The 20,317-nt window shown below is 60.9% G+C and carries 18 protein-coding genes and 1 other RNA gene; 10 read left to right on the top strand and 9 right to left on the bottom strand.

The genetic code is table 11. The features are described from left to right. Positions 1-7: 7 nt before the first annotated feature. Both aceF and aceE read right to left on the bottom strand, forming a co-directional pair. Positions 8-1,639 carry a dihydrolipoyllysine-residue acetyltransferase gene (gene aceF / locus ACQ4WP_RS10315; protein ID WP_436520264.1) on the bottom strand — a complete coding sequence of 544 codons (1,632 nt, stop codon included), beginning with the start codon at positions 1,637-1,639 and terminating at the stop codon, positions 8-10. A 94-nt stretch (positions 1,640-1,733) separates the two neighbouring features. Beyond that, positions 1,734-4,430, bottom strand: a complete 2,697-nt coding sequence (aceE, locus tag ACQ4WP_RS10310) for a pyruvate dehydrogenase (acetyl-transferring), homodimeric type (protein ID WP_436520262.1) — start codon at positions 4,428-4,430, stop codon at positions 1,734-1,736. A 472-nt stretch (positions 4,431-4,902) separates the two neighbouring features. Here aceE and folD point away from each other — a divergent pair, with 472 nt between their 5' ends. The 5 genes from folD (at position 4,903) to ACQ4WP_RS10285 (ending at position 10,173) form a co-directional block, all read left to right on the top strand. Beyond that, positions 4,903-5,748 carry a bifunctional methylenetetrahydrofolate dehydrogenase/methenyltetrahydrofolate cyclohydrolase FolD gene (folD, locus tag ACQ4WP_RS10305; RefSeq protein WP_436520260.1) on the top strand — a complete coding sequence of 282 codons (846 nt, stop codon included), beginning with the start codon at positions 4,903-4,905 and terminating at the stop codon, positions 5,746-5,748. A 49-nt stretch (positions 5,749-5,797) separates the two neighbouring features. Beyond that, the gene (locus ACQ4WP_RS10300) at positions 5,798-7,867 is read left to right on the top strand and encodes a M3 family metallopeptidase (protein WP_436520258.1); all 2,070 of its coding nucleotides are present in this window, start codon (positions 5,798-5,800) and stop codon (positions 7,865-7,867) included. 7 nt (positions 7,868-7,874) lie between these two features. Next, complete coding sequence (locus ACQ4WP_RS10295; protein ID WP_436520256.1) at positions 7,875-8,312, top strand: DNA polymerase III subunit chi; 438 nt, start codon at positions 7,875-7,877, stop codon at positions 8,310-8,312. Next, positions 8,309-8,662 carry a DUF2486 family protein gene (locus tag ACQ4WP_RS10290; protein WP_436520254.1) on the top strand — a complete coding sequence of 118 codons (354 nt, stop codon included), beginning with the start codon at positions 8,309-8,311 and terminating at the stop codon, positions 8,660-8,662. The genes ACQ4WP_RS10295 and ACQ4WP_RS10290 overlap by 4 nt, the downstream gene beginning before the upstream one ends. 368 nt (positions 8,663-9,030) lie before the next feature. After that, entirely contained in the window at positions 9,031-10,173 is a 1,143-nt protein-coding gene (locus ACQ4WP_RS10285; protein WP_436520252.1) for a branched-chain amino acid ABC transporter substrate-binding protein, read from the top strand. A gap of 228 nt (positions 10,174-10,401) precedes the next feature. Here ACQ4WP_RS10285 and ACQ4WP_RS10280 read toward each other — a convergent pair whose 3' ends face one another. Both ACQ4WP_RS10280 and ilvD read right to left on the bottom strand, forming a co-directional pair. Then, on the bottom strand, positions 10,402-10,713 hold the full coding sequence (locus ACQ4WP_RS10280; protein WP_034747381.1) for a c-type cytochrome: 312 nt from the start codon (positions 10,711-10,713) through the stop codon (positions 10,402-10,404). A 223-nt stretch (positions 10,714-10,936) separates the two neighbouring features. Beyond that, on the bottom strand, positions 10,937-12,802 hold the full coding sequence (gene ilvD / locus ACQ4WP_RS10275; RefSeq protein ID WP_436520250.1) for a dihydroxy-acid dehydratase: 1,866 nt from the start codon (positions 12,800-12,802) through the stop codon (positions 10,937-10,939). A gap of 173 nt (positions 12,803-12,975) precedes the next feature. Between ilvD and ACQ4WP_RS10270 the strand changes: the two genes are divergently transcribed. Next, positions 12,976-13,887 carry a LysR family transcriptional regulator gene (locus tag ACQ4WP_RS10270; protein WP_436520248.1) on the top strand — a complete coding sequence of 304 codons (912 nt, stop codon included), beginning with the start codon at positions 12,976-12,978 and terminating at the stop codon, positions 13,885-13,887. A 79-nt stretch (positions 13,888-13,966) separates the two neighbouring features. After that, positions 13,967-14,797 (top strand): prolipoprotein diacylglyceryl transferase, encoded by an 831-nt coding sequence (gene lgt, locus ACQ4WP_RS10265; protein WP_436520246.1) that lies wholly within the window; start codon positions 13,967-13,969, stop codon positions 14,795-14,797. Between the two features lie 9 nt (positions 14,798-14,806). Here lgt and ACQ4WP_RS10260 read toward each other — a convergent pair whose 3' ends face one another. The 5 genes from ACQ4WP_RS10260 to ACQ4WP_RS10240 form a co-directional block, all read right to left on the bottom strand. After that, a complete protein-coding gene (locus tag ACQ4WP_RS10260) occupies positions 14,807-15,271 on the bottom strand; it encodes an EVE domain-containing protein (protein ID WP_436520244.1) in 465 nt (154 codons plus the stop codon). Positions 15,272-15,350: 79 nt separating this feature from the next. After that, positions 15,351-15,528, bottom strand: a non-coding RNA gene (gene ssrS, locus ACQ4WP_RS10255) — 6S RNA. Positions 15,529-15,582: 54 nt separating this feature from the next. Then, positions 15,583-15,894 (bottom strand): cell division protein ZapA, encoded by a 312-nt coding sequence (locus ACQ4WP_RS10250; RefSeq protein ID WP_034747344.1) that lies wholly within the window; start codon positions 15,892-15,894, stop codon positions 15,583-15,585. Further along, positions 15,894-16,157: a DUF904 domain-containing protein gene (locus ACQ4WP_RS10245; RefSeq protein ID WP_099378049.1), complete on the bottom strand. Its 264-nt coding sequence runs from the start codon at positions 16,155-16,157 to the stop codon at positions 15,894-15,896. Before ACQ4WP_RS10245 ends, ACQ4WP_RS10250 begins: the two co-directional genes overlap by 1 nt. A 156-nt stretch (positions 16,158-16,313) precedes the next feature. Further along, complete coding sequence (locus tag ACQ4WP_RS10240) at positions 16,314-17,060, bottom strand: hypothetical protein (RefSeq protein ID WP_436520242.1); 747 nt, start codon at positions 17,058-17,060, stop codon at positions 16,314-16,316. Between the two features lie 534 nt (positions 17,061-17,594). Between ACQ4WP_RS10240 and groES the strand changes: the two genes are divergently transcribed. From groES to ACQ4WP_RS10225, 3 genes are all read left to right on the top strand, one after another. Next, positions 17,595-17,885, top strand: a complete 291-nt coding sequence (gene groES, locus ACQ4WP_RS10235; protein ID WP_010400979.1) for a co-chaperone GroES — start codon at positions 17,595-17,597, stop codon at positions 17,883-17,885. 50 nt (positions 17,886-17,935) lie between these two features. Beyond that, entirely contained in the window at positions 17,936-19,585 is a 1,650-nt protein-coding gene (gene groL / locus ACQ4WP_RS10230) for a chaperonin GroEL (protein WP_436520240.1), read from the top strand. Between the two features lie 253 nt (positions 19,586-19,838). Next, positions 19,839-20,315, top strand: coding sequence for a hypothetical protein (locus tag ACQ4WP_RS10225; RefSeq protein ID WP_436520238.1), 477 nt, complete (start codon positions 19,839-19,841; stop codon positions 20,313-20,315). Positions 20,316-20,317 lie beyond the last annotated feature (2 nt).

Raw genomic sequence — 20,317 nt, 5'->3', positions numbered from 1 at the left:
TCGCTCCTTACAGCAGAATTTTGCGCATGTCGGCCAGGACTTCGCCGAGGTACACGGAGAATCGCGCGCCCATCGCGCCATCGACCACGCGGTGGTCGTAGGACAGCGAGGTGCCCATCATCAAACGTGGCTGGAAGGCCTTGCCATCCCACACCGGCTTGATCGAGGCTTTCGACAGACCCAGAATCGCCACTTCCGGCGCATTCACGATAGGCGTGAAGTGCGTGCCGCCGATGCCGCCCAGGGACGAAATGGTGAAGCTGGCGCCCTGCATGTCGGCCGGTTTCAGCTTGCCTTCGCGCGCCTGCAGCGACAGTTCCGTCATTTCGCGGGCGATCTGCGAAACCGACTTCTGGTCCGCGCCCTTGATCACCGGTACCACCAGGCCATTCGGCGTGTCGGCGGCGAAGCCGATGTTGTAGTACTGCTTGAGGATCAGGTTTTCGCCCTTGGCATCCAAGGAAGCGTTAAACGCGGGGAATTTCTTCAGTGCGGCGACGGACGCCTTGATGACGAATGCCAGCATGGTCAGCTTGGCCGCATCCTTGTTCTTCGCGTTGGCCGCGTTGGTATCGACGCGGAACGCTTCCAGGTCCGTCACGTCCGCTTCGTCGAACTGCGTGACGTGCGGGATCATGACCCAGTTGCGGTGCAGGTTCGGACCCGAGATTTTCTTGATGCGCGACAGCGGCAGCAATTCGGTCGTGCCGAATTTACTGAAGTCCAGCGACGGCCATGGCAGCAGGTCCAGGCCCACGCCGGAACCGGCCTTGGCGACCGGCGCATTTGGCGCGGCAACAGCGCCCGACATCACGCCCTTGACGAAGTTCTGCACGTCTTCCTGGGTGATGCGGCCTTTCGGACCGGAACCGCCCACGCGGGTCAGGTCCACGCCCAGTTCGCGCGCGAACTTGCGGATCGATGGCGATGCGTGCGCCAGCTTGCCATTTGCGGCAGGGGCGGCAGCAGCGGCAGCGACCGGTGCCGAAGCGACGGCGGCGCTTGGCGCGGCAGGTGCAGGAGCGGTGGCTGGTGCAGCAGCGGCAGGGGCAGCGGCGCCCGTCGTTTCCACGACCAGCACCAGCGAACCCTTGGCAACCTTGTCGCCGACCTTGACCTTCAATTCTTTCACGATACCGGCATGGCTCGATGGAATTTCCATGCTGGCCTTGTCCGATTCGACCGTCAGCAGCGACTGGTCGACCTTGATCGCGTCGCCCACCTTGACCATCAATTCGATGACTTCGACTTCCTTGAAGTCGCCGATATCGGGCACGGTCACTTCCACCAAAGCCGGCGCGCCGGAAGCGGCGGCAGGCGCTGGCGCGGCCGCGGCGGCTTCAGCGACAGGTGCTGCCGCCGGGGCAGCAGCGGCGGCAGGCGCAGGCGCCGAGGCGTCGTCCGCCACTTCCAGCAGCAGGACCAGCGAACCTTCGGCGATCTTGTCGCCCACGTTGACTTTCAATTCCTTGACGACACCGGCGTGGCTCGATGGAATTTCCATGCTGGCCTTGTCCGATTCGACCGTGATCAGGGACTGGTCGACCTTGACCGTGTCGCCTGGTTTGACCATCAGTTCAATGATCTCGACTTCCTTGAAATCGCCGATATCCGGGACTTTGACTTCCACAATGCTCATAGCTTGCTCCGTTATTTTATTTGTCAGATGGACCCGCACACACGCCAGGGCGGCACTTTCGCACCGCCCTGGCATCATCGGGTCCGCACAACGATTACTGGGTCACCGGATTCGGTTTGTTCGCATCGATGCCGTACTTGGCAATCGCCTGCTCCACCACCGACACGTCGATCTTGCCTTCGTCTGCCAGCGATTTGAGCGCGGCCACGGTGACATAATAACGGTTCACTTCGAAGAACTCGCGCAGCTTGGCGCGGCTGTCCGAGCGGCCAAAGCCATCGGTGCCCAGTACTTTATAAGTGCGGCCCTTCGGCATGAAGGCGCGGATCTGTTCTGCAAACGCGCGCATGTAGTCGGTCGTGGCGACGATCGGGCCGTTCGTGTCCTGCAACAGCGACGTCACGTACGGCACGCGCTGCTCTTTCGACGGGTTGACCATGTTCCAGCGTTCCGCATCCTGGCCATCGCGGGCCACCAGAGTCAGCGACGGCGCCGACCACACGTCCGCAGCCACGCCCCAGTCGTTGGCAAGCAATTCGGCGGCGAAGATCGATTCGCGCAGGATGGTGCCGCAACCGATCAGTTGTACGCGCAACTTGGCGTCAGCCTGGCCTTCCTGCAGCTTGTACATGCCTTTCAGGATGCCTTCTTCCTGGCCTGGCTTGATGCCTGGCTGGGCGTAGTTCTCGTTCATGATCGTGATGTAATAGAACACATCTTCCTGGTTGGCGATCATGCGGCGCAGGCCATCCTGGATGATGACGGCGACTTCATGGCTGAAGGTCGGGTCGTAAGGCATGCAGGTCGGGATGGTCGCGGCGAAGATATGGCTGTGACCATCTTCGTGCTGCAAGCCTTCGCCGTTCAGGGTCGTACGGCCGGCCGTGCCGCCCATCAGGAAGCCGCGGGCGCGCATGTCGGCCGAAGCCCATACCTGGTCGCCGATGCGCTGGAAGCCGAACATCGAGTAAAAGGTGTAGAACGGGATCATGATGCGGTCGTTGGTCGAATACGACGTCGCCGCGGCGATCCACGAGCTCATGCCGCCCGCTTCGTTGATACCCTCTTGCAGGATCTGGCCAGCCTTGTCTTCGCGGTAGTACATGACCTGGTCTTTGTCGACCGGCTCGTACAACTGGCCTTTCGGGTTGTAGATGCCGATCTGGCGGAACAGGCCTTCCATGCCGAAGGTACGCGATTCATCGACCAGGATAGGCACCACGCGCTGGCCCAGGTTCGGGTCTTTCAGCAGTGTCGAAATGACGCGCACGAAGGCTTGCGTGGTCGAGATTTCGCGGCCTTCAGGCGTGGCTTCCAGCACGTTCTTGAACGCGTCCAGGCCAGGCACCGGCAGGGTCTCTTCCGACTTCTGGCGGCGCTGCGGCAGGTAGCCACCCAGGGCCTTGCGGCGCTCGTGCAGGTAGACCATTTCCGGCGCGTCGTCGGCTGGCTTGAAGAACGGGATGTCGGCCAGCTTGTCGTCAGGGATAGGCAGCGAGAAGCGGTCGCGCATTTCGCGGATGGCTTCGTCGTCCAGTTTTTTCGTCTGGTGCGCCGTGTTGCGCGCTTCGCCGGACTTGCCCATGCCGTAGCCCTTGATGGTTTTCACCAGCAGGACGGTTGGCTGGCCCTTGTGTTCCTGGGCGATCTTGAAGGCCGCGTAGATCTTGTGCGGATCGTGGCCGCCACGGGTCAGGCGCCAGATGTCGTCGTCGGTCATGTTGGCAACCATTTCCAGCAGCTTCGGATGCTTGCCGAAGAAGTGCTTGCGCACGTAGGCGCCATCTTTCGCTTTGTAGTTCTGGTATTCGCCGTCGACGGTTTCCATCATCACGCGCTGCAGGATGCCTTCCTTGTCCTGTGCCAGCAGGGCGTCCCAGCCCGGACCCCAGATGACCTTGACGACGTTCCAGCCGGCGCCACGGAATTCGCCTTCCAGTTCCTGGATGATCTTGGTGTTGCCGCGCACAGGGCCGTCCAGGCGCTGCAGGTTGCAGTTGACCACGATGACCAGGTTGTCGAGCATGTCGCGTGCGGCCAGGCCGATCGCGCCCAGCGATTCCGGCTCATCCATCTCGCCATCGCCGCAGAAGGCCCAGACCTTGCGGTTGTCGGTCTTGGCGATGCCGCGTGCGTGCAGGTATTTGAGGAAGCGCGCCTGGTAGATCGCCATGTGCGGGCCCAGGCCCATCGACACGGTCGGGAACTGCCAGAAGTCAGGCATCAGCTTCGGATGCGGGTACGAGGACAGGCCCTTGCCATCGACTTCCTTGCGGAAGTTCAGCATTTGCTCTTCCGTCAAGCGGCCTTCGAGGAAGGCGCGCGCGTAGACACCGGGCGAGGAGTGGCCCTGGATGTACAGCAGGTCGCCGCCGTGGTCGGCCGTTGGCGCGTGCCAGAAATGATTAAAACCAATACCCAGCATGTTCGCCAGCGAAGCGAACGAGGACAAGTGGCCGCCCAGGTCGCCGTCGGCGCGGTTGGCCTTGACTACCATGGCCATGGCGTTCCAGCGCATCCACGAGCGCAGGCGCTCTTCATATTCCAGGTTGCCGGGACAGTGTGCTTCTTGTTTGGTGGGGATGGTATTGACGTAGGCGGTGGTGCTGGAGAACGGGATCTGGGCGCCGCGGCGGCGGGCCAGGTCAACCATGCGCTCCATCAGGTAATGCGCGCGTTCTGGACCTTCATTTTCCAGCACGGCTTCGAGCGCGTCCAGCCACTCCTTGGTTTCCTGCATATCCGGGTCGGTGCCGATCTGTGTCGTTACCTGGTTCAGTTGAGCTGACATCTGTTGAGTCTCCTTTGTGAACGCCCCACCCCGATTTTCCGGATCGCTGTCGGACGGTATTTCGCTGATTATTTACTATTAAGTCGGTTTAGTGTGGGGATTCTAACAGCGTATTTACTATTTTTCAAATTACGATATAGCATTTCGCATTGTGAAATATCCCTATGAAATTTATGCTGCACTGCCGCAAATTCCGCCCGGAAACTATGATGTGCGCACCAGCAAAACGAATTAACACCCCGGTCGCCCGCACAGGCATACCGGGCCAAGCGGGCCTGAAAAATGTCGAGGGCAAGGCGCGGCGACGCAGACAGTACGCCAGTACGGCAAGGAGCTGCAACGCCGCCATCGGCATTTTCTCAGGCCCGCGTCTCTGGCCCGCTTTTTAACATAACGGCTTGGCGCCAAAACCGCCCCTTTGCGCCGCCCGGCTTTATAATCTGTCTTTTCCCTCCCACACAGCCTCCCTACTATGCCAGCACAACTGATCGACGGAATCGCCCTCTCCCAAAAACTGCGCAGCGAGATCGCCACCCGCGCCGCCGCCCTCACGGCCAAGGGCACCCAGCCCGGTTTGGCCGTGATTCTCGTCGGCGAAGACCCGGCCAGCCAGGTGTATGTCCGCAACAAGGTCAAGGCGTGCGGCGACGTGGGTTTTCACTCGGTGCTGGAAAAATATGAAGCGGACCTGCCCGAAGCGGACTTGCTGGCGCGCATCGCCAGCCTGAACGCCGACCCGGCCATCCACGGCATCCTCGTGCAAATGCCATTGCCCAAGCACATCAACCCGCACAAGGTCATCGAAGCGATCGCCACGACGAAAGACGTGGACGGCTATTCCGTCCTGAGCGCCGGCGAACTGATGACGGGCTTGCCCGGCTTCCGCCCCTGTACGCCGTACGGCTGCATGAAACTGATCGAAAGCACGGGCGTGGACTTGCGCGGCAAGCACGCCGTCGTCATCGGCCGCAGCAACACCGTCGGCAAGCCGATGGCACTGCTGCTCTTGCAAGCGAACGCTACCGTCACCATCTGCCATAGTGCGACCCCGGATTTGGGCCTGTACACGCGCCAGGCGGACGTGGTCGTGGCCGCCGTCGGCCACCGCAACACCCTGACGGCCGACATGGTCAAGCCGGGCGCCATCGTCATCGACGTGGGCATGAACCGCGACGATGACGGCAAGCTGTGCGGTGACGTGGATTTTGCCGGAGTGAAAGACGTCGCCTCCCACATCACGCCCGTGCCCGGTGGCGTGGGTCCGATGACGATCACGATGCTATTGATGAACACCGTCCAGGCCGCCGAGCGCATTTAAGAATCACCCGGGGCGGCATGACCGCCCCTTTTAATATATGGAAGCGACGATGAATACCAATCCCCTGCTTGATTTTTCCGGACTGCCACGCTTCGACGCGATCACGCACGAGCATGTCACGCCTGCCATCGATACCCTTTTGGCCCAGGCGCGCGCCACGGTGGCGCGGCTGGAAGCACCCATGGAAGAAGTAAGCTGGGAAAACTTCGTCGCGCCCCAGGACCAAATCGCCGAAACCCTGGGCCGCGCCTGGAGCATCGTCAACCATCTCAACAGCGTGGTCGATACGCCCGAACTGCGCGCCGCCTACAATGCCAACCAGCCCAAAGTGACGGAATTCTTGACCGAGCTGGGACAGAACGAAATCCTGTTCGGCAAATACAAGCAATTGCAGGCCCGCGCCGATTTCGCCAGCCTGTCGCCGGCGCGCCGCCGCATCGTCGACAATGCCGTGCGCGACTTCCGCCTGGGCGGCGCCGAGTTGCCCGAGGATAAGAAAGAGCGCTTTGGCGCCATCCAGGAAGAACACGCGGCCGTCGGTACGCGTTTTTCCGAAAACGTGCTCGACGCCACCAATGACTACAAGTTGCTGGTCGACAATGAAGCTGATCTCGCAGGCTTGCCCGACGACGTGAAGGCCGCCGCGCGCGCCGCCGCCGAGAAGGCGGGCAAAGCAGGCTATGAATTCTCGCTGCACTTCCCCTCTTATTACCCGATCCTGCAATTTGCCGACAATCGCGCGCTGCGCGAAACCATCTACCGCGCCAACGCCACCAAGGCCTCGGACCAGGGCGAGGTCTTCAGCAAGAAAGAGGACTGGGACAACACGCACAACATCGTCACCCTGTTGCGGCTGCGCAACGAAGAGGCAAAACTGCTCGGCTACGGCAATTTCGCCGAAGTGTCGCTGGTTTCCAAAATGGCCACCTCGCCCGCGCAAGTCATCGCTTTCCTGGAAGACCTGGCCAAACGCGCGCGCCCGTTCGCCGAGAAGGACTTGGCAGAACTGAAACAATTCGCCAGGGAAGAACTGGGCATAGACGAGCTGCAAGCGTGGGACGTGCCGTACGCTTCCGAAAAGCTGCAGGAACGCCGCTACGCGTTCTCGGCCCAGGAAGTGAAGCAATATTTCCCTGAGCATAAGGTGATCGATGGCTTGTTCCGCCAGATCCAGAACCTGTTTGCGGTCGAGATCAAACCCGATACGGCGCCCGTCTGGCACCCTGACGTGCGCTTTTACCGCATCGAGCGCGACGGCCAGCTGGTCGGCCAGTTTTATCTGGACCTGTATGCGCGCGCGGGCAAGAGCGGCGGTGCCTGGATGGACGACGCGCGCGGCCGCCGTGCCGACGCGCAGCAGGTGCAAACGCCGATCGCCTATCTGACCTGCAATTTCACAGAACCGGCCGTGATCGACGGCAAGGTTCAGCCAGCGCTGTTTACCCACGATGAAGTGATCACCCTGTTCCATGAATTCGGCCACGGCCTGCACCATATGCTGACGGTGGTCGACGAGCTTGGCGTGTCGGGCATTGCCGGCGTCGAATGGGATGCCGTGGAACTGCCATCGCAATTCATGGAAAACTTCTGCTGGGAATGGGAAGTACTCGAACACATGACGGCGCATGCCGTCACGGGCGCGCCGCTGCCGCGCGCGCTGTACGACAAGATGCTGGCGGCCAAGAATTTCCAGTCCGGCTTGCAAACCCTGCGCCAGGTGGAATTTTCCTTGCTCGACATGCATTTGCACTATGACTACGACGCCAGCACGGGCCAGAGCGTGCAGCAACTGATCGACGGCGTGCGCGCCAGGTTTTCGCTGATCATCCCGCCCGCCTTCAACCGCTTCCAGAATGCCTTTGGGCATATCTTCTCCGGCGGCTATGCGGCCGGCTACTACAGCTACAAGTGGGCCGAGGTGCTGTCCGCCGACGCCTATGCGGCCTTCGAGGAAGCCAAGGCGCTGGGGCCGGCCGCCACCACGGCTGCCGGCAAACGTTACCTGCAAGAAATCCTGTCCGTCGGCGGCTCGCGCCCCGCTCTGGAGTCGTTTACTGCCTTCCGCGGCCGCGAACCGTCCATCGATGCCCTGCTGCGCCACAGCGGCATGGCTGCCTGAGCCCGCCATGAGCCGCGTCGATTTCCACAGCAACGTGCCGGACAAGCTGGCCTACGCCTGCCGCCTTGCGCGCAAGGCCTATATGGCCGGCAACAAGGTGGTCGTGCTGGCGGCCGACAGCGCCCAGCTCGACGCCTTGAACAGCGCCATGTGGACCATTTCCGCCACGGATTTCCTGCCGCACGTGCTGGCCGGCGACCCGCTGGCAGCGCAAACGCCCATCATCCTGACCGATGACGCGGCGGCCGAGCTGCCGCACCACGACATCCTCGTCAACCTGTCGCAGTTGCCGCCGCCCAACTATGCGCAGTTCCAGCGCGTCTTCGAGATCGTCTCCATGGAGGAGCAAGATGCGCAGGCGGGCCGCCAGCGCTTCCTGCACTACCGCCAGCAAGACGTGCAGCCGACGCACTTTGTGGCAGGAAACTCAGTGGGCAAAGCATGAGTCAGCAGCCATTCGACCAGGGCATCCCCCTGCTGACGGAGGTTCTGCTGGGGCCGGAAGTGGCTCCCGTCATGGCAGTCGAGCCTGCTGTTGAGGCAACGCCAGCGTTGCCGCCAACGGTGGCGCAGCCCGACTGGGACGCCATCGAACAGCGGCTAACGCAGCGCATCCTGCACCAAGTGCAAGGCAAGATCGACCATCTGCTGGAAGAACGCATCGCCCACGTCTTGCAGACGGCCCTGCAAAACGCCCTGATCGGCATGCGCGGCGCCCTGCGCGAAGATTTGCAGCAGTCGCTGGAACAGATCGTGGCGCATGCGGTAAGCCATGAGCTAGGACATTTGCAGTGACACCTGTCAAAACCTACTGCGCGTCGGTATAGGCGCCCTGCGATGCTCACCGTACTAGAGTACGGTTGCGCTTCTTAGCCACCTCTCCCTTCCGCTCGCTACGGTTTTGTCAGGTGTTGTAAGTTTACTGGGCATATTTGGCCCAACTTCTCTACACCTGTATCCCTTCCAACGCCATTCTTTGGTGCGCTCGCGCCTGCGAAATCGGTGCATCGCGCCTCACTTTGGTGATTGTTGCGACAAAATGCAAAAAGCCCGAAATGCGGCTTTGCGCCGCCTGTTTTTTGTTGTACCTTTCTTCACACGTACCGCCTGTCGTAGCGGTTTTCACGAGACGCCGCCGTATCTTTATCCATTGGAGAATGTTTATGCTGCTCAAGACCAAAGTCCTTCCTCTCGCCCTCGCCCTCGCCTTTGTCGGCCATGCGGGCGCACAGGAAATCATCAAGATAGGCCACGTCGCCCCGGTCTCTGGCGCCAGCTCCCACCTGGGCAAGGATAACGAGAACGCGGCCAAGATGGCGATCGAGGATTTGAACGCCAAAGGCTTCAAGATCGACGGCAAAGCCGTGAAATTCGTGCTGGTGCCCGAAGATGACGCAGCCGATCCCAAACAGGGCACGGCCGTGGCGCAAAAGCTGGTCGACGCCAAGGTCAACGGCGTCGTCGGCCACCTGAACTCGGGCACGACGATTCCCGCCTCGCGCATTTACTTCAATGCCGGCATTCCGCAGATTTCACCGGCCGCCACCAACCCGACGTATACCCAGCAGAAATTCAACACAGCCTTCCGCGTGGTGGCCAATGACAACAAGCTGGGGGGGACTTTGGGCGCGTATGCCGTGGGCAAGCTGCAAGCGAAGAAAATCGCCGTCATCGATGACCGCACGGCTTACGGCCAGGGCGTGGCGGAACAGTTCGTCAAGGGCGCCAAGAAAGCGGCGCCTGGCGTGCAAATCGTCGGCAAGGAATTTACGAATGCCAACGCGACCGACTTCAATGCCATCCTGACCAGCATCAAGTCGAAAAATCCCGACCTGATCTTCTTTGGCGGCATGGATTCGGTGGGTGGCCCCATGCTGCGCCAGATGAAGGCGCTGGGCATCAAGGCCAAGTTCATGGGCGGCGATGGCTTGTGCACGGAACCGCTGGGCAAGCTGGCGGGCGACGCCGTGGGTGAAGACATGGTCACCTGCGCGGAAGCGGGCGGCGTGACGGGCACGCAGCAAAAAGGCATGGACGATTTCCGCGCCCGCTACAAGCAGAAATACAATATGGAAGTGCAGCTGTACGCGCCGTATGTCTACGATGCCGTGATGACCATGGCCACCGCCATGGCCGACGCCAAATCGTCGAAGCCATCCGTCTACCTGCCTTTCCTGGCCAAGGTACACTACCAGGGCGTGACGGGCCCCATCTCGTTCGATGCCAACGGCGACATCAAGGATGGCGCACTGACTTTGTTCACCTACCGGGATGGCAAGAAAACCAAGATGGAAGTGGTCAAGTAAGCGGCTGCTCAGCCACATAAGCCAGCAAGCCTTCGGCCAGCGCGTCGAAGGTGGTGCGGCGGCGCAGGCTGTCCGCTGCAGGAGCAGTCCGATATCGCCCACCTTGCGCTCCACCAGTTGCTTCTGGCGCGCGCAGCATCCCTGGAAGGCATGGGGAATTTGCAGGCAGCAGGCAAAAAAAATGCGCCGGGATTGCCGGCGCGCTAATTGCAAGTACTGCGGCACAGATTATTTCTGTGCCAGTACCCATTTGACCAGGGTGTGGGCTTCCGCATCGCTCACTTGCGGATTGGCTGGCATCGGGATCGCGCCCCAGGTGCCGGAACCGCCCTTCATGACTTTCGCCACGAGCTTGTTTTCCGCGTCTTTCTGACCGGCGTACTTGGCAGCCACGTCCTTGAACGCAGGGCCCACCAGTTTCGTGCTCACCGCGTGGCAAGCCATGCAGTTTTTTGCTTTCGCCAGGTCCGGATTGGCCAACGCTGCTTGCGATGCCAGAGCCGATACGGTCAATACACTCACCAACATAAAACGTTTCATTGTCTATTCTCCAAAGTTACTTCCTGCGGCATTTTACTGTGTTTCCGCAGATGCACCACGAGCCCAGATCAAGCGTTTCAATGTAGTAACGCAATGTAGTAACGATTAGGCACTCATATTCTGCCCCATCTGCGCGTCCATGACCATGTTGTTTGTAAGGCGATGTAACGACAAGCGGCCCCGCACGGTCAAACGGGGCCGGCCGTCGCACTTACACAACAAATCAGCGTTTCTTCAGCTGCGACAGATCGCGCACGGCGCCACGGTCGGCCGATGTCGTCAGCGCCGCATACGCCTGCAGCGCCTGCGACACGTAGCGCTCGCGGTTGACGGGCAGCCAGGCGCAATCGCCCTTCGCTTCCATGGCAGCGCGGCGCGCGGCAAGTTCGGCATCCGTGACGCGCAGGTTGATAGTGCGTTCTGGGATGTCGATATCGATGAAATCGCCCTCTTCCACCAGGCCGATGGCGCCGCCTTCGGCCGCTTCCGGCGAGGCGTGGCCGATCACCAGGCCCGAGGAGCCGCCCGAGAAGCGCCCGTCAGTGAACAGCGCGCACGCCTTGCCCAGGCCCTTCGATTTGATGTACGAGGTCGGATACAGCATTTCCTGCATGCCCGGGCCGCCTTTCGGACCTTCGTAGCGGATGATGACGACGTCGCCTTCATGCACGGTATCGGCCAAAATCGCTTCAACAGCGGTATCCTGGCTTTCGAACACGCGCGCCTTGCCCGAAAATTTCAGGATGCTTTCATCCACGCCGGCCGTCTTGACGATGCAGCCCTTTTCGGCCAGGTTGCCGTACAGGACGGCCAGGCCGCCATCCTGCGAATACGCATGCGCCTTGTCGCGGATGCAGCCCGTGGCGCGGTCCGTGTCGACGGCCGCAAAACGCTCCGACTGCGAGAATGCCGTCTGCGTCGGCACGCCGCCCGGTGCGGCGCGGAACAACTCATGCACGGCCGGATTGTCGGTGCACATGATGTCGTTTTGCGCGATGGCGTCGGCCAGGGTCGGCGCGTGGATGGTCGGCAGGGTCGTGTTGAGCAGGCCGGCGCGCGCCAGTTCGCCCAGGATGCCCACGATACCGCCCGCGCGGTGCACGTCTTCGATATGGTATTTGTCCGTCATCGGCGCCACCTTGCACAGGCATGGCACCTTGCGCGAAATGCGGTCGATGTCGGCCATGGTGAATTCCACTTCCGCTTCGTGGGCAGCGGCCAGCAAGTGCAGCACGGTGTTGGTCGAGCCACCCATGGAGACGTCGAGCGCCATGGCGTTTTCGAACGCGGCCTTGGAGGCGATGGAACGGGGCAGCACCGTGTAATCGTCCTGCTCGTAGTGGCGCTTGGCCAGTTCGACGATCAGACGTCCCGCGCGCAGGAACAGCTGCTGGCGGTCCGAGTGCGTGGCCAGGATGGTGCCGTTGCCGGGCAGGGCCAGGCCCAGCGCCTCGGTCAGGCAATTCATCGAGTTGGCCGTGAACATGCCGGAGCAGGAACCGCAGGTCGGGCAGGCCGAACGCTCGATTTCCGCCACATCGGCGTCGGAGACGCTGCTGTCGCCCGCCTTGATCATGGCGTCGACCAGGTCCAGTTTGATGATCTTTTGCGTGCCGTTGACGACCTTGATGACCTTGCCCGCTTCCATCGGCCCGCCGGAAATAAACACGACGGGGATGTTGATGCGCATGGCGGCCATCAGCATGCCCGGCGTGATCTTGTCGCAGTTCGAAATGCAGACCATGGCGTCGGCGCAGTGGGCGTTGACCATGTATTCGACGGAGTCGGCGATCAGGTCGCGCGAGGGCAGCGAATACAGCATGCCACCGTGGCCCATGGCGATGCCGTCATCGACGGCGATGGTGTTGAATTCCTTGGCCACGCCGCCGGCCGCCTCGATTTCGCGCGCCACCATCTGCCCCAGGTCTTTCAGGTGCACGTGACCTGGCACGAACTGGGTGAACGAGTTGACGACGGCGATGATCGGTTTGTCGAAGTCGCCATCCTTCATGCCGGTGGCGCGCCACAGGGCGCGGGCGCCAGCCATGTTGCGGCCGTGGGTGGTGGTGCGGGAGCGGTATTGCGGCATGATGGGGACCTTCCGAGAAATGAATAATGCCTGACTGCGCGGATTTCAACAAAACCCTGCATGCCGTGGGGGTACGTCAGAGTGCCTTGCGCGCGCCCCACTGTCAAATATATGATACACGTGTCTGTGAGTCGTTTTATGTATCACAGCAATCAATCCGCATGGAAACACATATGAATCTTGAGCTGCGCCAGCTGCGCTACTTTGTCACCGTCGCCGAGGAATTGCACTTCGGCCGCGCCGCCGCACGCCTGCACATGACGCAGCCGCCCCTGTCGCAAACCATCATGGCCCTGGAAGAGTTGCTGGGCGCGCCCCTGTTCGTGCGCACGCGCCGCGAAGTACAGCTGACGCCGGCAGGCAGCGCCCTGCTGCCCGAGGCGCGCCGGCTGCTGGCACAGGCGCTCGATTTGCCCGCGCTGGTACGGCGGGCCTCACAGGGCGAGGCGGGACGATTGAGCCTGGCCTTCGTTTCCTCGGCCGACTACAGCGTGCTGCCGCCCCTGCTGCGCGCGTATCAGACGGCCTATCCGCAAGTGCAGATCCAGTTGCAGGAAGCCACCTCCGACCTGCAGCTGGACGAATTGCTGGCCGGGCGCACGGATGCGGGCCTGTTGATCCCGCCGCTGCCCGAGAAGGCGAAAGGGGAGCTCGATTACCTGCCCGTGCTGACCGAACCGCTGGTGCTGGCCGCGCCATCCGGCCTCGCCATCTTGAATACGCCGGGACCCGTGCGCCTGCGCGACGTGCCGCCCCTGCCTTTGATCATCTTCCCGCGCGCGATATCGCCCGCCCTGCACGACGCGATACTGGGCGTGTTCCGCGCAGCCGGCATCACGCCACAGATCGGCCAGGAAGCGATCCAGATGCAAACCATCGTCAGCCTCGTCTCGGCTGGCATGGGTATCGCGCTTGTGCCACAATCGGTATCGAATCTGATGCGCCCGGGCGTAGAATACAGGCCGCTGCAGGACGCCACGCCGCTGGTGGAAACGGGCCTGGCCTGGCGCCGCGACAATCCTTCCACCGTGCTGCAGGGTTTCCTGGCGCTGTTGCGCAAGCAGATCAGCACGACTACCCCTTAAATTAAGTGGCCGCTAAGGCAAAAAACCGCAAGCGCCGCCATACTACGCAACCTTAGCTTTAAACAAAGAAAGAAACCCCATGCTGAACCACCCGATGCCCGACCCGATAGCTATCCAGATCGGCCCGCTCGCCGTGCACTGGTACGGCCTGATGTACGTGCTGGCCTTCGCCCTGTTCATTATCCTGGGCCGCGTGCGCATCAAGCAACCGCATATCGCCGTGCTGGGCTGGAAGAAGGAAGACCTCGATGACATGTTGTTCTACGGCATGCTGGGCGTGGTGATCGGCGGGCGCCTGGGCGAAGTACTGTTCTACCGCCCCGCATACTTCATGCAAAATCCGCTGGAGATCTTCATGGTCTGGCATGGCGGCATGTCCTTCCATGGCGGCTTCCTCGGCGTCATCCTGGCCATGTATCTGTGGAGCCGCAAGGCGGGCCGCAACCTGTTCGACGTACTCGACTTCATCGCCCCGCTGGTGCCGCTCGGCTATGCCGCCGGCCGCCTGGGCAACTTCATCAATGCCGAACTGCCGGGCCGCATCGCGCCGGAAACCCTGCCATGGGCCATGCAATGGCCGGGCATTCCGTATCCCGTGCACCCGTCGCCCCTCTACCAGATGATGGTCGACGGCATTTTGGTGTTCATCATCCTGTGGCTGTATGCACGCAAGCAGCGCCCGCGCATGGCCGTCGGTGCCATGTTCACCCTGCTGTACGGCTGCGCGCGTTTCTTCACGGAATACTTCCGCACGCCTGACTGGGAAGTCGTGTGGCTGGGCGTGCCGATCACCTCGGGCCAGATGCTGTCGCTGCCGATGATCGTCGGCGCCATCGCGCTGCTGGTGTGGGCCTATAAAAGCCAGGTGATGGGCACACCGCCCACCAAGGCCCGCGTGGCGGACGCCTGATCGACCTCCCTATGCCTTCAAGCTGCTTGTAATCACTTTCCATTGCGCCGGCGTCACGGGCGTGATGGACAAACGGCTGCCCTTTTTGAGCAGCAGCATGTCTTCCAGCTCCGGCATCTGGCGCATCTCGGACAGGGGCAGCAGCGCCGTCTTCTTCAGGCCGCGCACGTCGACGCTGATCCAGCGCGGCTGCTCAGGGGTGGCCTTGGCATCGAAATACTTGCCACCCTCTTCAAACTGGCTGTGATCGGGATACGCGCCGCTGGCCACTTCGGCCACGCCCGCCACGCCCGGCTGCGGGCAGCTGGAGTGATAAAACAGCACGCCATCGCCCACCTGCATGCCATCGCGCATGAAGTTGCGCGCCTGGTAGTTGCGCACGCCGAACCAGGGCATGGTGTGCTGCGGCGCCGCCATCAAGTCGTCGATGCTCACTTCATCGGGTTCGGATTTCATCAGCCAATATTGTTTCATCTAGACTCCGTGTCACAGCGACAGACGTAAAAAAACGGTTGCGCATCGATGCGGCAACCGTTTTCAGTGGTAATGCAAATTGGGCCCCGCCTGTGCCGCTATGCCGGCATCCCGAACCAAACGGTTCAAGGTGGTCACGTTAGTTCAATTTCGGGTTCGTCGAACGAGCGACGCTCACTCCCATCAAACAAAATTCGCAACCGATGCGCATAAATGGTTCAAGGAATATATGGCAATCGCGAACACCGCAGGGTAGACCCAAGTTTACTCCTTTGATCGCACATCGCAAAGAAAAATCGTAGCGCGCGCGCTTAAAAAAGATTTTCCTGGGGCGTCAGCGCGCTATCCAATACTGTGTGCATGGCCGATATCTTTTGCTTCACTTCCAGTATCGTCAATTCCGACAGCGGACCTTGCGGCGACTTCACGGAGAGGAATTCTGCGGCCACGCCCAAGGCGGCCAGCACGGCGATGCGGTCATTGCCCTTGACCTTGCCCGCGTCGCGGATGGCTTTCATTTTGCTATCGAGATAGATCGCCGCTTCGCGCAGCGCGCGCTCTTCGCCGTCGCGGCACACCATGCTATAGGACTGGCCCATGATATTGACATCGACACGCGGCATTACGCTTCCTTCTCGTTCTCAGCAATGTAGGCACCCGCTTCCGAAGCGGCTTGCTCCAGGCCAGCTTGCACCAGTTCGGGAATTTTTTCCAGCAACGCCTCCACCCGCTCCTGCGCCTCGCGCATGCGTTGCACATACTGCGCGTTGTCGGCGGCCAGCGCGGCATTGTCCTTGCGCAATTGCGCGTTTTCACGGCGCAGCGCATGGGTCATTTCGGCCAGCAGGCCTATTTTGTCGGATAATTCGTTGAATTCGGAAATCATCCCGCCACTATAGGGCGGACGCTCCATGGGCGTCAATCGAATCACGCCGCTGTCACACATATTTACATCAATGCAGGGCAGTTGGCGGACAATACACGATTTTTCCGGCGCTTTTCGCCAAGTGCGCGCATCTGGCCGCGCCGCGATGGCAGCGTTTTACTCGTCGACGTAATCGGGTTCGATATCGAGTCCGCCATAGCGGTTTTCGCAAGAGCGGCGCGTCAGCGTCTGTTGTCCGCCCTTGCCGTCAAGCACCATCGTCAAGTCGCGGCAAGTACGGCGGTAGCTGCCAGGTTTGGCGTCCGTCCGCGAGGGCGTCAGTCGCACTGCCAGCGGCGCCGCATTGCCCAAGCCCTTGTTGCTCCACTGGCGTGTCTTGCCATCCTCTTCATCTTTCAAAGTGCGCACGGCGGCCGTCAGCAGTGCTTTCTGTTCCTTGGCATTGAGCTTGGCGATGGTGACGTCCGACAGGAAAGGCGGATACACGACGGGCGCCGGGTCCTTGCCCTGCACATCCCAGTTGCCGCTATTTTGCGAACAGGTGCGGCGGCTCAGGTCCTGCGACTTGCCGGCCGCCGTGACGACGAATTTCAGGTCGCGGCAGACGTGCGCCTTCAGGCTGTGTTCCGTCATGCCGGAATTACTGAAGTTATACGTCACTTTCACCAGCACGCCACTGTCGCCGCCGTTGTCCCACACATGCGCTTCCTGGTCGTCGTCATCCTTGTTCAAATCGTTGAACAGGTCGTTAAGCAGCATCTGCTTTTCCAGCGGCGTCAGGGTGGCCACGCTGATCTCGTCGAGAATGGTGGGCGTTTGCGCGGCGGCATTGCCCAGGCAGGCGAGGCCGATGACAGTGGCGCCCAGCAGGCGCAGCGCGGTATGGGAAATCGGGAATGGCATGGTGTTCTTTCTGGTGCAAGTGGTGATATGTGGCGATATTGATATGCAATTGCAATCATCTTATCAAATTCCATAGTGAAACTCTGTTTCCTGTGCGTACAGGAACGCCCCCCATCCGGACGGCATGCTAGAGTCGCGCCTGTTGCTGACGCCCGGGAAGTTGGCTTGCGCCAGCGCAAACTCTGCGTAAATGCAGGCTGCGCAGAACGTCTATGCTTATCTTTCCGGAGAATAAGCCCTTGAATAAGCCCCCTACCGTCCCTATAATTAGCACTCGTTAGTAGAGAGTGCTAACAAACTCTTTCGTAGCAATCCTCAGGACTGATGGTGCTTGCCAGACCACTGCAGGGAACGCTACGCGGCGGGCGACGCCGCGATGCACCACTGCCGGATACTGGCAAGGACAGGATGACATGGGGTTTGCTTGATCGTTGCGGGCTGCTTTCAACGGCGGTCACTGAAAGCACGTCTGGCGCTGTGCCAGGAATGTATTCATTTAGCAACACTTATCCATTGAACTTTAAGGAGTTTTGTATGAATCTGCGCCCATTGAACGATCGCGTCATCGTCAAACGCCTCGACCAGGAAACCAAAACTGCGTCCGGCCTCATCATTCCTGATGCAGCTGCTGAAAAACCGGATCAAGGCGAAGTCCTTGCCGTAGGCAATGGCAAGATTCTCGACGACGGCAAAGTGCGTCCTCTGGATGTCAAAGTGGGCGACCGCGTCCTGTTCGGCAAGTACGCCGGCCAAACCGTCAAAGTTGACGGCGATGAGCTGCTGGTCATGCGCGAAGAAGACATCATGGCGATCGTCGTCAAGTAATTGTTTCCACGTTGTAGACAGATACATCCCGAAACTCAGGAGAATTGAACATGGCAGCTAAAGAAGTAGTATTCGGCGACGCAGCGCGCGCCAAGATGGTCGAAGGCGTCAATATCCTCGCCAACGCAGTCAAAGTAACGCTGGGCCCGAAAGGCCGCAACGTCGTCCTGGAGCGCTCGTTCGGCGCCCCTACCGTCACCAAGGATGGTGTGTCGGTAGCGAAAGAAGTTGAACTCAAAGACAAGCTCATGAACATGGGCGCGCAAATGGTCAAGGAAGTTGCTTCCCGCACCAGCGACAACGCCGGCGACGGCACCACCACCGCGACCGTGCTGGCACAAGCCATCGTGCGCGAAGGCATGAAGTTCGTTGCCGCCGGCATGAACCCGATGGACCTGAAGCGCGGTATCGACAAAGCAGTTGCCGCGACCGTCGAAGAACTGGCGAAAATCGCCCGTCCTTGCACCACGACCAAAGAAATCGCCCAAGTTGGCGCGATCTCGGCAAACTCGGACTACTCGATCGGCGAGCGTATCGCTGAAGCGATGGAAAAAGTCGGCAAAGAAGGCGTCATCACCGTGGAAGACGGCAAGTCGCTGAACGACGAGCTGGACATCGTTGAAGGCATGCAGTTCGACCGCGGCTACCTGTCGCCATACTTCATCAACAACCCAGAGAAACAAGTTGCCGTACTGGACAGCCCATTCGTCCTGCTGTGCGACAAGAAAATCTCGAACATCCGTGACCTGCTGCCGGTACTGGAACAAGTCGCAAAAGCTGGCCGTCCACTGCTGATCATCGCAGAAGACATCGAAGGCGAAGCGCTGGCGACCCTGGTTGTGAACAACATCCGCGGCATCCTGAAAACTTGCGCAGTGAAAGCACCTGGCTTCGGCGACCGTCGCAAAGCCATGCTGGAAGACATCGCTGTCCTGACCGGCGGCCAAGTGATCGCTGAAGAAGTCGGCCTGACCCTGGAAAAAGTGACCCTGGCCGAACTGGGCCAGGCGAAACGCATCGAAGTGGGCAAGGAAAACACCATCGTTATCGATGGCGCCGGCGAAGCTGCCTCGATCGAAGCACGCGTGAAACAAGTGCGTGTACAGATCGAAGAAGCGACCTCGGACTACGACCGTGAAAAACTGCAAGAGCGCGTAGCCAAACTGGCTGGCGGCGTTGCCGTGATCAAGGTTGGCGCAGCCACCGAAGTCGAAATGAAAGAGAAAAAAGCCCGCGTTGAAGATGCACTGCACGCCACCCGCGCTGCCGTGGAAGAAGGCATCGTGCCTGGCGGCGGCGTAGCCCTGCTGCGCGCACGCGCCAACATCAAGGTCAAGGGCGACAATCCTGATCAAGACGCTGGTATCAAGATCGTCCTGCGCGCAATGGAAGAGCCACTGCGCATGATCGTGCAAAACGCTGGCGAAGAAGCGTCCGTCGTCGTGGCAGCCGTACTGGCTGGCACGGGCAACTACGGCTACAACGCTGCCAACGGCACGTATGGCGACATGGTTGAAATGGGCGTCCTGGACCCAGCCAAAGTGACCCGTTCGGCGCTGCAAAACGCCGCTTCGATCGCTTCGCTGATGCTGACAACCGACTGCATGGTCTGCGAAATCGCTGACGACAAAGCAGGCGGCGGCATGGGTGGCGGCATGGGTGGTATGGGCGGCATGGGCGGCATGGACGGCATGATGTAACCCCCCGCGTCCCCGCGCCGACAGCGCGCAGGGATGCATGGCCGGGACAGGACAGGCAGAGCAAAAGCTGCCTGCCCTGCCCGGCAGCCCCGAGAGCCATCTTCTACGGAAGGTGGCTTTTTTTTCGCCTGTCGATTTGGCAAACCCGTTTGGCAAACCCACTGGCCATCCCGTTTGGCAAGCCCGGCGATTGCCGGCCTGCGCATTTTGCTTTAGCATGGCCGCCATCGTCCTTCTTTCTCATGCCACCATCATGCCGCCACGCGCCTCTTCTTCCAAAACCACCATCATCGCCGGCATCCTGGCCGGCTTGCTGGCCGCCGGACTCGGCGCTTTCTATCTGCACCAGCAGTCCGCGCCGCACGAGAGCAATGGCCCGGCCGCGAGCAGCCAGGCGGCGGCGCAAGAGCAAAACGCGCGCGCCGTCGATGCGTTGATGGCTTTGCCGGAAATCAAGGCCTGGTCGGCGCATATCGAAAAGGCTTCGGGCGGCCGCGCGCACGGCGCCGTGATGGAAACGTCGCCCGAGACGCGCCTGGTCGATGGCGTCGCCTGCTATCAGCTGAGCTTTTTCGAAAGCACGCCGGACGCGGCCCACCGCTGGGAAAGCTTTGTCGTCACGCCCGACGGCAAGCGCATCCTTGTGGACGATATCGTCAACGGTGACCTGCTGAGCCTGGAACAATGGCGCAAGGACAACGCGCCCATGCAGCGCATCGCCACGCAGTAAGC

The organism is Janthinobacterium lyxosi (assembly GCF_051380665.1).
Classification (GTDB): domain Bacteria; phylum Pseudomonadota; class Gammaproteobacteria; order Burkholderiales; family Burkholderiaceae_D; genus Janthinobacterium.
The sequence above is the reverse complement of the archived record's forward strand: the minus strand, read 5'-3'. Positions and strand labels throughout refer to the sequence as shown.

What these genes read in the sequence shown, in the direction of transcription:
- aceF (WP_436520264.1), bottom strand. Translation starts at nt 1,639, where the DNA reads ATGAGCATTGTGGAAGTCAAAGTCCCGGATATCGGCGATTTCAAGGAA.
- aceE (WP_436520262.1), bottom strand. Translation starts at nt 4,430, where the DNA reads ATGTCAGCTCAACTGAACCAGGTAACGACACAGATCGGCACCGACCCG.
- folD (WP_436520260.1), top strand. Translation starts at nt 4,903, where the DNA reads ATGCCAGCACAACTGATCGACGGAATCGCCCTCTCCCAAAAACTGCGC.
- ACQ4WP_RS10300 (WP_436520258.1), top strand. Translation starts at nt 5,798, where the DNA reads ATGAATACCAATCCCCTGCTTGATTTTTCCGGACTGCCACGCTTCGAC.
- ACQ4WP_RS10295 (WP_436520256.1), top strand. Translation starts at nt 7,875, where the DNA reads ATGAGCCGCGTCGATTTCCACAGCAACGTGCCGGACAAGCTGGCCTAC.
- ACQ4WP_RS10290 (WP_436520254.1), top strand. Translation starts at nt 8,309, where the DNA reads ATGAGTCAGCAGCCATTCGACCAGGGCATCCCCCTGCTGACGGAGGTT.
- ACQ4WP_RS10285 (WP_436520252.1), top strand. Translation starts at nt 9,031, where the DNA reads ATGCTGCTCAAGACCAAAGTCCTTCCTCTCGCCCTCGCCCTCGCCTTT.
- ACQ4WP_RS10280 (WP_034747381.1), bottom strand. Translation starts at nt 10,713, where the DNA reads ATGAAACGTTTTATGTTGGTGAGTGTATTGACCGTATCGGCTCTGGCA.
- ilvD (WP_436520250.1), bottom strand. Translation starts at nt 12,802, where the DNA reads ATGCCGCAATACCGCTCCCGCACCACCACCCACGGCCGCAACATGGCT.
- ACQ4WP_RS10270 (WP_436520248.1), top strand. Translation starts at nt 12,976, where the DNA reads ATGAATCTTGAGCTGCGCCAGCTGCGCTACTTTGTCACCGTCGCCGAG.
- lgt (WP_436520246.1), top strand. Translation starts at nt 13,967, where the DNA reads ATGCTGAACCACCCGATGCCCGACCCGATAGCTATCCAGATCGGCCCG.
- ACQ4WP_RS10260 (WP_436520244.1), bottom strand. Translation starts at nt 15,271, where the DNA reads ATGAAACAATATTGGCTGATGAAATCCGAACCCGATGAAGTGAGCATC.
- ACQ4WP_RS10250 (WP_034747344.1), bottom strand. Translation starts at nt 15,894, where the DNA reads ATGCCGCGTGTCGATGTCAATATCATGGGCCAGTCCTATAGCATGGTG.
- ACQ4WP_RS10245 (WP_099378049.1), bottom strand. Translation starts at nt 16,157, where the DNA reads ATGATTTCCGAATTCAACGAATTATCCGACAAAATAGGCCTGCTGGCC.
- ACQ4WP_RS10240 (WP_436520242.1), bottom strand. Translation starts at nt 17,060, where the DNA reads ATGCCATTCCCGATTTCCCATACCGCGCTGCGCCTGCTGGGCGCCACT.
- groES (WP_010400979.1), top strand. Translation starts at nt 17,595, where the DNA reads ATGAATCTGCGCCCATTGAACGATCGCGTCATCGTCAAACGCCTCGAC.
- groL (WP_436520240.1), top strand. Translation starts at nt 17,936, where the DNA reads ATGGCAGCTAAAGAAGTAGTATTCGGCGACGCAGCGCGCGCCAAGATG.
- ACQ4WP_RS10225 (WP_436520238.1), top strand. Translation starts at nt 19,839, where the DNA reads ATGCCGCCACGCGCCTCTTCTTCCAAAACCACCATCATCGCCGGCATC.